Consider the following 14,006-nt stretch of genomic DNA (forward strand, 5'->3'; position numbering starts at 1 on the left):
GTTCATATTAATATGGACGAATATAAGAATTTTAAAATTAATTTTAGATAAGATTAACCTACCAACTTTTAAGTATGGTACAATAAATTAAACTAAATTTATTTGATATGAGAAATATTGCTCTGTAAAAATAAATTTACATAAGATTCGGGACTTAACCAGTAACTTCTGCTCAAAAATTATAAAGATTATTAGTATTATTTATTTTAACTCCTACTATAGCTAAACCAGTATAATCTTGATTGCCACCAATTACATTAATTTGATAATTATCATCTTTCTGAACAAATTGTTTATTATCATCATAATATAGTAATTCTTCTAAAGTTTTAGTAAAAACTATTGATTGTGTTTTATTAGAAAATTCTTCACTACTATTTAAAATATAATTGCTTAAAACAGTTGGTTTACCATTTTTTGTTCAAAAGTAACATATTCTCACGAAACAAATACATCTATACTTTTATAAAATCTTTTTAAATCTTCAAAAGTATTAATTAATAATGAAGGGTCTACTTTAGATCTAATATCAAAGTTAATTTCTAAAGGTTTAATTTTTGGTAATTCACTAGCTTATCATTGATTAGGATAATAAAACACTTCACGATTAACCATATCAAATAATAAAGCGTTATCAAAGTTAATTTCTAAACTTGGATTAGTAGGAATAATAACTATTTGTTTAGCAACATTCATCGGATCAGGTGATAATATACTTGCTGGATAACTAAAAGTCGTTTCTTCAGTTTCTTCATATTCATCATGATTAGTTTTATATTGAGTTGTTCAATTAAACATATTGCCAGTAAAATGCACTATTATTAAAACGATATTGAGCAACTGAAATCTCATTAACATTATTAGCAATTGGATTATTGCTGTAGAAGGTATGACGTTCTTCGTCTTGATGTAAAGATTGGGTCACAATGTAGTCAATAATATATGCATAGTTTGCTCCTGGTGCTATACCATCTGGAGTTGGATTTCATTGCATTTCAATATCTTTATTAGTTAATGGACTTGCAATATCTAAAAACTCCGTATCTTCTGCCATAGCATAAACTTTGTCATTACGTATTTGTGATAAGTCAACGGTGCTAATTTGTTCAAGTGTTGTTAATTTTTTCCCATCCAAATTTCAAGGATATATGCTAATACGATCTGTTAATTTCATTAAAATGCTGTTGTTGAAATATTAGTACCAAGTAATTTTCCAATTTCATTTTCCGAGTTATTGCTAAAAAGATTTAGTGGAATTAGTCCGCTTTTACCAAAAACATCTGTTAGAGCATTGGTGAAAAATGCTGACATAAAACCATTAAAATATGGCATTTTTTGATATTGTTTTGAGTCTTGACCTAAAATGAAACCAAATGGAATTCCTAAATTCAATTGATTTAAATATTTTCCAACAATAGGGATATTGCTAAAAGAAAATGGAATTCATTGTTCACTATCATATGGCATTTGTAATAAATGACTAAAAATTGTGCCATTAAAGTTTAAAATTGAACTCATATATTTTTGTGTGATTTTAGAATAGTCAAAAGTTGGACTACCAATCAAGGTAAGATTTAATGGATTTTTAACTTTAAAATATGAACTCATTTCAACATTATAAATTCCACTAATATTATCAATGTTTCATAAACTATCTCAAAAAACTTTGGCATCAGTAATTTTTCACTGTTACTTTTTGATGCTTTGGTATTATCAAATTTTAAAACACCTTTAAAATCTTTTTTGACACCAGCATCAGGTAGAATTCCAATTGATGAACTAATTCACGCTTTTCAATCTTTAAAGTTTTGATAGCCAGTTGGTGTAGCATCCATGATATTGTAAAAAGTTGTTTCTGGATGAAAGTTTGTTGTAATTTGATCATTAAGTCCCGCAAATAAACCACCGTTATTTTTTACATCGGTGCTACTAAATTCATTATTACCTGCAATAAATAAACGTCTTGAAGCATAAATTTTTTGTTCGTATATTTCTTGATTATCAATTTGCATTGGTTTTTGGCCTTGAATAATTGGTCGACCATAGTAATAACAACTACTTAATAATTCCATTCCATATGATTGGCGATGAGCAAATAAAACTCCGATATCACGCATTAAATCAGGGTTTAATGTAACAACACCATTTTTAATGACTGGAAACGCATAACCACTACCAGGGCTTGCGTATTGAATAAAACCTAGCGTTGTTTGACCACTAGCTTGTAATTTATCATTTAAACTACTCAATGTTAAAGTTTGGGCAACAAATTTACCAGTATCTTTATCATATGAATTAACTACTTCTGACAAATAAAGTAGTTGTCGGTCTTGATTACTAATATCACCACCAATATTTTGATTATTATCATTGAATACTACAAAAAATTGAAGATAGTCATTAACAGTTAGTCTTTCAGTCGTTAAAACTAATTTGTAAGTTCTTTTAGTTGTGATTGTTTTATAAATACTATTTGAAACTAAAGTTGAAAAATCAACACCACTAATATCTTCAATTAATGCACCCTCTCAATAATCATCGATTTGATATTGCTTAGTATAAAATTGATCTTGACCAGCTATAATTTTTGTTTCAGGGTTTGTTGTTCCTTTGTTTTTTTTGATAAATTTTGGTACTATTTTTTCATATAACAACGACAGGAGAATCACCAGTAATAATTAGCTCATATTTTCCAAAGTCAGTAATTTTGCTATTAACAGGTTTATATCCAGTTTCACTCAAACCAATCGCGCCGTTGTTAATTACAAAAGGAAAAATTTTTCATTGGGGTACTAATTTAATTTCGCTTTTTATTTTTGCTGATGATGATTTTGATAATACTTTATTTTTTTCCTTTTTTTCTATAGTTTGCATGTTTGAACTCCATTCTCAAAGTTTTAAATTAATGATAAATATCCCACTTTTCCCATGTTTTTATTATATTACTAATTATTTGCAAAAGAAAAGATTTTTAACAAAAAAATTTAAAATATCAAAAAAATCATCACTTTCTTTACTTTTAGATTCACTTAAAAAAGAAAAAATCCATCTTTTAAGGAATGGATTGTTATTTAATAACTTCTTTTTTTATCTTATTCACCAATAATTTTTTTAATTATTTTGCACCTAGTTTCTTTAATTGTTCATATATTTCTTGATTATTTTCGTTATTTCATAAACCATAATTCGTATTAAACGAACTTAACAACGAATAAGGAAAATTAAGTTCTATTAATTTTTTAATACATTTGAAATATTCATTTTTTAAAGAAATAATATTTTTAATAACCTGTTGTTTTCATGGTTGTTTATATTGAATTCCACTGTAAATATCATTTAATTCAGGAACTATAAATCCATAAATGCCCCCAACTCCAACAGCCATCATTGGATTTTTGTTAGGATGAGGGTATTCAAATATTTTGATATGCAAGACTAAATGTTCTAATAAGTTACAATAAACTAATCTATCAGCTTTTTGATAATCAAAGGGTGAAATCCTAGCTCATTCAGGTGTAGATAATAATATTGCTTTATCTTCATCAATATGATGAATATACAATCCTTCTTTCCCTCTTGTTATACCTTGTGTTTTTTTAGTCATTGTTTCATCTACAAAATAATCTTTTGGAATATTTCCATATTTATTTTTAAGATAATCACATACATGTTCATAATTCATTTCTAATAATTTTTCTATTTCTGTCATTTTTACAATCCTTCTAAAATTGTTTCACGTGAAACAATTTTAAGCTTAGATAGTTTTTAAATTATTCATATAAGGTTGTAATACCTCAGGAATATTTAATACTTTTGTTTTTTCATTGTAAAAATTTTCTAAGATTGCTGCTACAACACGATCAATAGCTAAACCAGAACCATTTAAAGTATGAGGGATAATTTTACAATTATCATCATTTTTACTTCTTGTTTTCATTCTTCTACTTTGAAAATCTTCACAATTACTACATGAAGAAACTTCACGATAACAATTTTGTGATGGCATTCATAATTCCAAATCATAAGTTTTAGCAGAACTAAAACCCATATCTCCTGTACAAAGACTAATAACTCGATATGGAATATTAAGACTTTTTAAAATTGATTCGGCATTATTTGTAAGTTCTTCTAATGCTTGGTAAGATTTCTCAGGTTCAACAATCTGTACTAGTTCTACTTTATTGAATTGATGTAATCTAATAATACCTCTCGTATCTCTACCTGCTGAACCTGCTTCTGAACGAAAACAAGGCGTATAAGCACACATTTTAATAGGTAATTGAGAAAACTCAATAATTTCATTGCGATAAATATTAGTTAATGGTACTTCGGCTGTTGGAATTAGATATTGTTCATTAGTTAATTGAAATAAATCTTCACTAAATTTAGGTAACTGTCCAGTACCAAATAAGTTTTCCTTGTTAACAATTAAAGGTGGTAAAAATTCAACATATCCTTTTTTTATATGCGAATCAATCATAAAATTCATTAATACCCTTACTAAAAGTGCACCTTTATTTTTATACATAATAAATCTTGTGCCACTAAGTTTAGTCGCACGTGAAAAATCAATTATATCCAATGCTTCAGCAATATCCCAATGGGGATTGCTTTTTTCTTTAGTAATTTTGCCTCATTTTCTAATTTCAACATTATCATGTTCATCTTTACCAACAGGTACAGAAAAATGAGGAATATTAGGGATTTTAGCCATTAAATCGTTTATTTCAAATTCAATTTTGTTTATTTCTTGATTATTAATCATAATTTCTTTTTTTAAAGTACTCATTTTTTCTTTAATTTGATTTACTTCTTGATTTTTTTTAAGGCTAATTAATTCACCAATTTTTTTAGACTGTTTGTTACTTTCTGCTTCAAACTGTTGATTTTTAGTTTTTAAACTGCGAATTTTTAAATCTAATTTCAATATATTATTTAGTTCTTTACTATAGTCTTGATTTCTTGTTTTTAATTTTGCAATAGTTTCTTCAATATTATTACGAATTTTTTCTATATCTATCATTTTTCACCTCTGATTATTCAACAAAAATAGTTTTTTCTTTAGTAATAGGAATTGTTACAATCGAGGAAATAGCATCATCCTCTGTTTTAAATCTAATTAGTTTTACACCAATCGTATTTCTTCCTGTTGTTCTAATATCTTCAAGTGAAAATCTAATAACAGTTCCTTTTAAAGTAATTATTAATAAATCATTAGTACTATAAGTGTTATCTATTGTATTTATTTCAATTAATTTTCCAGTTTTTGGTGTTAATTTCATTGAAATCACACCTTTACCACCACGATTTAATAGGCGATACTCATCAAATGGACTAATTTTACCATATCCTTTTTCACTAATTGATAAAACCAAATTAGTGTCTTGGTTAGCACACATACCAATAACATGAGTCCCTTTTGTGTCAATTCCTTTAACACCAGTTGCAGTTCTTGACATTACTCGTACTTGGCTTTCATGGATTCTTACTGCTCTACCTGTAGCAACAGCAATAATAATTTCATTGTCACCTGTTGTTTTTAAGACACTAACCAATTGGTCATTAGGTTTTAAAGTAATGGCTATCTTTCCATTTTGACGGATAGATTCAAATTGATCTAAAGTTGAACGTTTAATAATACCTTTTTTAGTAACAAAAAATAGATTAGTTTTTTTATCATAACTATCAGATAACGAAATTATAGTTTTAATTGTTTCATTTTTTTCAGTAGAAATTAAATTAATAATTGGTGTGCCTTTGGCTGTTCGTGAATAAGCAGGGACTACGTGAGCACGAATACGATAGACTTTACCTTTATTACTAAAAATTAACAAGTCAGAATGAGTAGAAGTAATTAATACTTTGTCAATATCATCACTATTAATATCATTGTCGCCACCAGCACCTTTTACTCCAACTCCACCACGATTTTGGGTACGATAAGTATCTAATGGTAAACGTTTGATATATCCGCTTTTTGATAGTGTAATTACTACTTGCTCTTCTTTTATTAGAGCTTCATCAATAATTTCTCCTTCATAATTTTCAATAATTTCAGTTCTTCTTTCATCTCCATAATTTTCTTTAATATTTGTTAATTGCGAAATCATTAATTCAACTTGTTTTTCAGGTTCGTTAATTAAGATTCTTAAGCGAGTGATTTCTTCTCCAATTAATACTAATTCATTACTTAGTTTTTCTTGCTCTAAACCAGTTAAACGTTGCAATCTCATTTCTAAAATCGCTTTTGCTTGCTTTTCAGAAAACTCTAATTTATTTTGTAATTCAAATAAAGCTTCGTCTGTTTTTTTAGAAGCTTTAATTAATTCAATTATAGTATTAATATTTTTTAATGCTTTAACAAGACCTGAAATAATATGAAATTGATGTTCATGTTTTTTCAATTCAAAGTTGGCTTTTTTAATAATAATTTCAATTTGGTGGGTAATATAGATTTCTATTAATTCTTTCAAGTTCATTACTTTTGGTTGTTTATTATGTAATGCTAATAAATTAATTGTAAAATATGTTTGTAGTGAAGTAAATTTATATAATTGATTTAAAATAAGTTCAGCATGATCAATATTTTTAATTTCTAACACTAATCTAATACCTTCACGGTTTGATTCATCGCGTAAATCAGTAATATAATTTACTTTTTTTTCTTGTACTGCTTTAACAATATTATTTATCAGATTAATTTTATTAGTTTGATAAGGAATCTCCTCCACAATAATAGCTGCTTTGCCACTAGGTAATTTTTCTATTTTAGTTTTACTGCGCACAGTAATAGATGCTCTACCATTTAAGTAAGCGTTTTTAATTGAATTAACACCTAAAATCATAGCTCCTGTTGGAAAATCAGGACCTTTAATAATATCCAATATCTCCATAATGTCACATTCTGGATTTTTAGCAACATAAATAATTGCTTCAATAATTTCATTTAAATTATGAGGAGGAATACTTGTAGCCATTCCGACAGCAATACCTGTAGTTCCATTGACAAGTAAATTGGGAAAATAAGCAGGCATCACACTAGGTTCTTTTTCCGCACCATCATAATTATCAACAAATGAGACAGTTTCTTTATTTAAATCTTTTACTAACTCGCCTGCCATTTTACTCATTCTTACTTCAGTATAACGCATAGCAGCAGCGCTATCACCATCAATTGATCCAAAGTTACCTTGGCCATCTGCCAATGGATAACGATAGTTAAATTCTTGTGACATTCTTACCATTGTTTCATAAACAGCAGTATCACCGTGTGGATGAAATTTACCAATACATTCACCAACAACACGTGCTGATTTCTTGTATGGTTTATCATAGGTCATTCCTAAAATTGCTAGCGAATACAAAATCCTACGGTGAACAGGTTTTAATCCGTCACGTGCATCTGGTAATGCTCTTGATACAATAACTGACATTGAATACTCTAAAAAACTATTTCTCATTTCTTCAGAAATATTACGATTATATTTATTTATTATGGTTTCTTCACTCATAAATTCACTCCTGGATCATATTTTATTGATTTTTAAGCATCAATGTTTTTAACATACTTAGCATTTTCTTGAATAAATTCTTTTCGAGGAAACACATCTTTTCCCATTAAGATTGAAAATGTTTCATCTGCTTCTGATGCATCATCAATACTTACTTTCCATAAGATTCTATTTTCTGGATTCATAGTTGTTTCCCATAATTGGGTGGCGTTCATTTCTCCTAATCCTTTATAACGTTGGATATTGTAATTAGTTCCGGTAAAATTATTTTTAATATCTTGTAATTCTTGATCGCTATAAGCGTATTTAACAAACTTACCACTATAAAATTTATATAATGGTGGTTGAGCAATATATATATAACCAGCATCAATTAAAGGGCGCATATAACGATAAAAGAATGTTAATAATAATGTTCTAATATGCGAACCATCGACATCAGCATCGGTCATAACAACAATTTTGTGATAGCGAGTTTTAGTAATATTAAATTCTTTACCAACACCACAGCCAAAAGAAATAATAAGATTATTTATTTCTTCATCAGCAAAAACTTTTAGCAAACGCGCTTTTTCAACATTTATAATTTTTCCTCTTAAAGGTAAAATAGCTTGAATTTCTCTACTTCTTCCTAATTTAGCAGTACCACCAGCTGATTCTCCTTCCACAAGAAAAACTTCAGTTTTAGTTGGATCTTTTGATGAACAATCTGCTAATTTACCAGGTAAATTAGAAAATTGTAAAGGATTTTTTCGTGCAGTCATCACATTTTCGCGTGCTTTTTTTGAAGCTAAACGCGCACTTACAGATAAAATAACTTTATTAATGATAATTTTAGCTTCACTAGGGTTCTCTAATAAAAATTTATTAATAAACTTTCCTGTTGCACCTGAAACAATTTTCCTAACTTCAGAGTTGCCTAATTTAGTTTTAGTTTGCCCTTCATATTGAGGATTCGGGTGTTTGATTGAAATAATAGCTAATAATCCTTCTTTAACATCATCACCAGTAAACGCTTCTTCATTGTTTTTTAAAAGATTATTTTTTCGTGCATATGAATTTAATTCTCTTGCTAAAGCTAAACGGAAACCATCTTCATGAGTTCCACCTTCGGGAGTATTAATATTATTACAAAATGAGAATAATTGTGCTTCTTCACTTTCGTTATATTGAAAAGCTATTTCAGTATTAATATTACCAATTTCAAGTTCGCCATAAATAATTTCATGTTTTAAAGGTTCAAATTTCTCATTTAAATAAGAAACATACTCTTTAATTCCACCTTCATAATAAAAAGTTTCTTCTTTATTTTCTCGTTCATCAATAACTTGAATAGTAAGACCTTTATTTAAAAAAGCTAATTGTCTTAATCTTGTTTTAATGATAATAAAACTAAAAGTAGTTGTTTCAGTAAAAATAGTTTCATCTGGTTTAAATAATACACTTGTTCCTGTTTTATCACTTTTGCCAATAATTGCTAGTGGCAATTCAGAATTACCACCATTAACATACCTTTGAAAGTAAATATTACCATCACGATAAATAGTAACTTCTAAATACTTGCTTAAAGCATTAACAACTGAAGCACCAACACCATGTAGACCACCAGATACTTTATATGAACCATTGTCAAATTTACCACCAGCGTGAAGAGTAGTAAAAACTGTTTCTACTGTGGAAATATTAGTTTTTGGATGGACATCAGTTGGAATACCACGACCATTATCTTTAACAATAATTTCATTATTCTTAGTAATAATTACAGTAATTTTTGTACAAAAACCAGCCAGTGCTTCATCAATTGAATTATCAATAATTTCTCATACTAAATGATGCAGTCCTCTTTCTGCAGTTGAACCAATATACATACCCGGTCTTTTTCTAACTGCTTCTAATCCTTCTAATACCTGAATGGAACTAGCATTATATGTATTAAGGGGGGTTACGGTACTCACTATTTTTTCACTCTCTCTAACTATTAAATGTTTTCATTATTAATTTAATGAAAACATTTAAACTTTATAAAAATAATTTAAAAAAGATTTACCTTTTTTCTCGAAAAATTATATTTTAGTATATATCTCTATTTATAAATTATACATTTTTTTTGCTTTAAAACAACCTGTATTTTTAAAGTTTATTATTTAATAAATATTAAGTTTTTAAACTAAAATCAAGAAATAGTTACACCAAATTTTATGCTATCTTGAATGCCAAAATATTTATCAGGACCGTTAATTCCAATTAAATTTAAGTTTAAAGTTGTAGAAACTGACTGATAACCTTGTGTGTTTTGTGATGTATCAAATACAAGCGTAAATAAAGTAGCATCATCGGGAATAGTATCGCTTTCATGGTAAATGTCACTATCATTTATTAAGCCACTTTCAATATTAGAATCAGGTTTTACATAAATTTCTGAATGATTATTCAATTGTAAATAACTAAATTTTATATTTTGTTTAATTTTTTCTAAATTATCTAAGCCATTTATACCATTATTAGTATGTTTTTCATAATTAACGATTGCTTGATTAACAAATGGCAGAACAGGGATATAAACACCTTCTACATTATTTAAAAAGTAAACATTAGGATTTTGTGCATGCGCTTTTTCAATATTTTTATTAACAAAGCATGGTTCATAAAAATTATGAAGTGAATTATTATTTAAATCAATTGTTTTTGAATCATTAATGGATTTTAATAAATTAGTATTATTAAAAATTGAATCAATATCTCATTTGCTGACATCTTTATTTAATCTTTCATAATGAATTCCACAAGCAATAGTATTTAAAGGAAAAATTATTATTAATAAACATGAAAACAAAGTTTTTAAAGGTAAACGCATGTTCTTTTTTCCTTAAATTAAACAACAGTGAAAACAATATCAATAGCAAAACGATAATCAAAGTCTTTTTTATTTGTATAATAAACTTTATTATCTGTTTTGTTATATCCTGTTAAGTTACTATCGTTAGTATCAATTAAATATTGATGGTTTGCTTGTTCTTGATAATTTTCTGAAATATCAGTTTTAAAATCTTTTGAGGCTACAACTTTTTTTCGGGCACCAACAAAACCATCTTTATTACCTTCATCTGTAACACTAATACTTAGTAAAAATGATAATTTATATGTTATACCTGGATTATATTTATTTTCAATTTTTTCAATAGTAAATTTATTTGTTGGTATATCACTACTTTGTTGATAAAAGTCTATTTTAAAATCTTTATTATATTGATTATAAGCATCTTTAATGTTAGTAATTTTTGGTTTAGTTGAATTTAGTTCATATTTGGCTAGTAATAACATTGCTACATTAACATTAGTAGTATCATCACCTGTTATTAAATAAGCATCTTTATCAATTTTTCCATTAACGCTATTAGCCATATTATAATAATCAAAATTTGTTGGTGGTGTTAGTAAATTAGCATTCAAATTTTCCATAAAAATATTTTTGTAATTACTTGATGATATTGAGTCATTACTTCAATAAGTAATGTCAGAGTATTGGGTACTATTATAACCTGTAATTGGCGGATTAGTTGCCTTAATGACATGTCCGCTAGGACTTTCTAAAGAATTAATTGTTCTGGATGTTGAACAAGCAGTTGTACTTAATGGTGTAATAATAGTAAATCCACATATTGATAACATTTTTAATATTCTTTTCAAAAGGACACCTCTTTTCGTAGTTATTTTTGAATGCTATGTAAATCTTGATACAAATCAAGAAATACAATTTCTAATAATTCTTTTAATAGAATAGCAGTCATTAAATGGTCTTGACCATGAGCCATAATTAAAGTTAAATCAGAATATTTACCTTTGCCTTCTTCTGTTAGTAAGTCCATTTGACATTGATGGGCTTCTTTTAAAATATCATTTGCTTCACTAATTTCCATTTTAGCTTTTTCATATTCTCTTTTTTTGATTAATTTAATGGCTTTTAAATACAATGAACGGGCATCGCCAGCAAGCGCAACAATTTCAAATCCTTTTTCAGATATTTCATTTTTAGTCATACTTTTTCTCCTTATTTTTTTCTTTTAAAAGCAAAATCAATTTGCTTTTCTGGTTGATAATCACTATAAAATTTAATACATACAAGCAAATAAGAACAATTAATAACACACACTACTATTCAAAAGCCAATTAAGAACAAAATTTGGTATACATTTAATAAATTATTAGGTGAAATTACAATTGTAAACATAATAATTAAAACTGATATTAAACTAATTAAACTAGGAATAATTATTGTTCATAAATATTTAGGTTTAATAAAGTTTAAAATCTTTTTTTCTGTAATTTCTAAATTTATTAAAGGATATTTAAACTTTTTAAAACAAAATGGAAGGTAGAAAAATGAAACATTAAATATTATCATTATTATTAAAAACATAAGTGTTAACAAATAAGAAGTATTAATTAAGATTTTTGTGGATAATAATATTAATGTTGTCAAAATAATAATAGTTAAAAAACTAATAATATAAATTCAAGCAATCTGATGATGATTTTTTAATTTCATTTTCTTTTCCTTTTTACACTTTATTTTCTAAGTTTTTTAAAACAAATTCAATTGCTAATTTGGGATCATTACTATATTTAATATATTCACGACCTCTAGTTTCAACAATATTTGAACCATATTCTGCAGTATCAAGTTTAATTTCATCCATATAAACTGATAACTGTGGCGCTAAAATAATTAAATCCATATTTTTCATTAATATTTTGTGATTACCATAAGCCGAAGAATCAAATGTAATATTAGTAATACCTTTTAATTGTGCTCCAATGCGTGCAGATTCAGCAAACATAGCTGAAGTACCAGAACACCATAACAAATTATTAAAACGTGTTTTTGGGCATTTATTACTTTAATTTTGGTATCTTTTTTATTTAATAATTCTTGTTTTTTTAAAATTTCTTTAAATTCTTGTTTTTTGTATTTTTCGATTTTAATGTCACTCATTACTTGTTGATATTGAAGTTGATATTTTCCTTTAATATTTTTATTAAAACCAGTTTTACTTACTAATCATGATTGAAAAATTGATCAATAATTATAATGTAAAGGTTTAATTAGTTTTTCTGTTTCTGCTTTTAATATTTCATCTTTGCAAACTAATCGATCAAATACTAACAAGAATGGTATCCATAAGACAAAATCAATAGTACACATTATTATTCATAGTAGCGCTGGTTGTCAGCCCTGCAATCCTGTTCCTAACTCTAATCCAATGATAGCAGGCATTGATCAAGGAACATCAGCAATCGCACCATTCATACCAAATACATCAATAAACATTTTATATAATTCAACATTTATAATTGGGATTATAGTAAAAGGAATAAAGACAATTGGATTTAAAATTAGTGGCACCCCAAATAATGCAGGTTCATTAACTTGGAACCAAATCGGAATATAAGAAGCAAATCCAACAATTTTTAATTGTTTTGATTTACAAAATAAAATTAAAATTAGTGGTACTACAAATGTAGTACCTGTTCCACCCAATGTACTAGAGAAATCATAAGAAAACTCATATGTTAAAGCTCAGTGTGAATGTAATCCTTGGGCAAATAGTGCTTGATTATCTGCTAAATTATTATACATAAATGGTGTTAAAAATGGTCTTGTTACAGAAGGTCCATGAATTCCTATAAATCAAATTAAAGAGGTAAAAAATGACATAACTGCTAAAAAACCATATGAATCTAAACCACTAAAAACTGGTTTAATCGCTGAAAATAAAGCATCAGTAAAACTCATTCCTAAAAATTGAATAAAAATATAACCAAAACCTCAAAATACCATCACTGATAAACCATATGGAATAATATCAGCAAAAGATTGTGATACTCCTTGTGGTACAACTTTTGGTAATCTAATAGTTCAATTAAATCTTACAGGTAAATAAAAAATTCAAGGCAAAATTAACCCGATAATAATAGCTGTTAACATACCTGTTGAACCTAAATTTCCAATAAATATTGAAGCAAAATTTTCAGTTGGATTACCATTTCCATCAAGTGCAAAAATTCCTCCTACTGACATCATGAATAAAGAAGATGATGCAGCGAAACCAACCATAATTAAATTGATTTGGCGATTAACTGGTAATTTTTGATTTAACTTTTGACCCATATCCAAATACAAATCAAATTGATACAAGTCCCATCGTAAAAATATATAAACGATTTAAAAACATTCTTAATTCTAATGGAAATAAATTAGTATTACCAGCAAATGCTGGTGGTATTCACATAATAATTCCAACGAGTGAAGAAAAAACAATAATTGGCAATGTTACATAGAAACCTTCCATTAGACTTCTTAAATACATGTTACCAGCTAATTTTTGTAAAATCGGAATCATATATTTATTTAAAAAGGTATCGATTTTCTTTTTACTTTTGTCTTTTTCGATTAACATAGTAAAAAAATTTCCTTTCTTATAATTTTTAAAGTCC

Annotated in this window: 17 protein-coding genes; all 17 read right to left on the bottom strand. The window is 27.0% G+C overall.

The annotated features are described in order from the left end of the window. Positions 1–154: 154 nt before the first annotated feature. The 17 genes from RDJ14_RS00640 to RDJ14_RS00720 all read right to left on the bottom strand — a co-directional run bounded on the left by RDJ14_RS00640 (position 155) and on the right by RDJ14_RS00720 (position 13,969). Entirely contained in the window at positions 155–442 is a 288-nt protein-coding gene (locus RDJ14_RS00640; protein ID WP_308149433.1) for a hypothetical protein, read from the bottom strand. A 131-nt stretch (positions 443–573) separates the two neighbouring features. Further along, on the bottom strand, positions 574–798 hold the full coding sequence (locus RDJ14_RS00645; protein ID WP_308149434.1) for a hypothetical protein: 225 nt from the start codon (positions 796–798) through the stop codon (positions 574–576). Further along, positions 791–1,174 carry a hypothetical protein gene (locus tag RDJ14_RS00650; RefSeq protein ID WP_308149435.1) on the bottom strand — a complete coding sequence of 128 codons (384 nt, stop codon included), beginning with the start codon at positions 1,172–1,174 and terminating at the stop codon, positions 791–793. Before RDJ14_RS00650 ends, RDJ14_RS00645 begins: the two co-directional genes overlap by 8 nt. Beyond that, on the bottom strand, positions 1,174–1,608 hold the full coding sequence (locus tag RDJ14_RS00655; protein ID WP_308149436.1) for a hypothetical protein: 435 nt from the start codon (positions 1,606–1,608) through the stop codon (positions 1,174–1,176). Before RDJ14_RS00655 ends, RDJ14_RS00650 begins: the two co-directional genes overlap by 1 nt. Next, positions 1,575–2,654: a hypothetical protein gene (locus RDJ14_RS00660; protein ID WP_308149437.1), complete on the bottom strand. Its 1,080-nt coding sequence runs from the start codon at positions 2,652–2,654 to the stop codon at positions 1,575–1,577. The genes RDJ14_RS00655 and RDJ14_RS00660 overlap by 34 nt, the downstream gene beginning before the upstream one ends. Then, positions 2,554–2,874 (bottom strand): hypothetical protein, encoded by a 321-nt coding sequence (locus RDJ14_RS00665; RefSeq protein WP_308149438.1) that lies wholly within the window; start codon positions 2,872–2,874, stop codon positions 2,554–2,556. The genes RDJ14_RS00660 and RDJ14_RS00665 overlap by 101 nt, the downstream gene beginning before the upstream one ends. Positions 2,875–3,115: 241 nt before the next feature. Then, on the bottom strand, positions 3,116–3,709 hold the full coding sequence (locus RDJ14_RS00670) for a hypothetical protein (RefSeq protein ID WP_308149439.1): 594 nt from the start codon (positions 3,707–3,709) through the stop codon (positions 3,116–3,118). Between the two features lie 45 nt (positions 3,710–3,754). Beyond that, positions 3,755–5,023: a serine--tRNA ligase gene (serS, locus tag RDJ14_RS00675; protein ID WP_308149440.1), complete on the bottom strand. Its 1,269-nt coding sequence runs from the start codon at positions 5,021–5,023 to the stop codon at positions 3,755–3,757. A 13-nt stretch (positions 5,024–5,036) separates the two neighbouring features. Then, positions 5,037–7,511 (bottom strand): DNA gyrase subunit A, encoded by a 2,475-nt coding sequence (gene gyrA / locus RDJ14_RS00680; protein ID WP_308149441.1) that lies wholly within the window; start codon positions 7,509–7,511, stop codon positions 5,037–5,039. Between the two features lie 32 nt (positions 7,512–7,543). Next, complete coding sequence (gyrB, locus tag RDJ14_RS00685) at positions 7,544–9,466, bottom strand: DNA topoisomerase (ATP-hydrolyzing) subunit B (RefSeq protein ID WP_308149442.1); 1,923 nt, start codon at positions 9,464–9,466, stop codon at positions 7,544–7,546. Positions 9,467–9,678: 212 nt separating this feature from the next. Then, a complete protein-coding gene (locus RDJ14_RS00690; protein WP_308149443.1) occupies positions 9,679–10,365 on the bottom strand; it encodes a hypothetical protein in 687 nt (228 codons plus the stop codon). Between the two features lie 17 nt (positions 10,366–10,382). Next, complete coding sequence (locus RDJ14_RS00695; protein WP_308149444.1) at positions 10,383–11,198, bottom strand: hypothetical protein; 816 nt, start codon at positions 11,196–11,198, stop codon at positions 10,383–10,385. A gap of 20 nt (positions 11,199–11,218) precedes the next feature. Next, a complete protein-coding gene (locus RDJ14_RS00700; RefSeq protein WP_308149445.1) occupies positions 11,219–11,548 on the bottom strand; it encodes a PTS lactose/cellobiose transporter subunit IIA in 330 nt (109 codons plus the stop codon). 11 nt (positions 11,549–11,559) lie between these two features. Then, positions 11,560–12,057: a hypothetical protein gene (locus RDJ14_RS00705; RefSeq protein ID WP_308149446.1), complete on the bottom strand. Its 498-nt coding sequence runs from the start codon at positions 12,055–12,057 to the stop codon at positions 11,560–11,562. A gap of 13 nt (positions 12,058–12,070) precedes the next feature. Next, positions 12,071–12,349 (bottom strand): hypothetical protein, encoded by a 279-nt coding sequence (locus RDJ14_RS00710; protein ID WP_308149447.1) that lies wholly within the window; start codon positions 12,347–12,349, stop codon positions 12,071–12,073. Beyond that, on the bottom strand, positions 12,313–13,680 hold the full coding sequence (locus tag RDJ14_RS00715; protein WP_308149448.1) for a PTS transporter subunit EIIC: 1,368 nt from the start codon (positions 13,678–13,680) through the stop codon (positions 12,313–12,315). Before RDJ14_RS00715 ends, RDJ14_RS00710 begins: the two co-directional genes overlap by 37 nt. Then, positions 13,646–13,969, bottom strand: a complete 324-nt coding sequence (locus RDJ14_RS00720; protein ID WP_308149449.1) for a hypothetical protein — start codon at positions 13,967–13,969, stop codon at positions 13,646–13,648. The genes RDJ14_RS00715 and RDJ14_RS00720 overlap by 35 nt, the downstream gene beginning before the upstream one ends. Positions 13,970–14,006 lie beyond the last annotated feature (37 nt).

This window comes from Spiroplasma sp. AdecLV25b (assembly GCF_030913225.1).
Lineage (GTDB): Bacteria > Bacillota_I > Bacilli_A > Mycoplasmatales > VBWQ01 > Spiroplasma_E.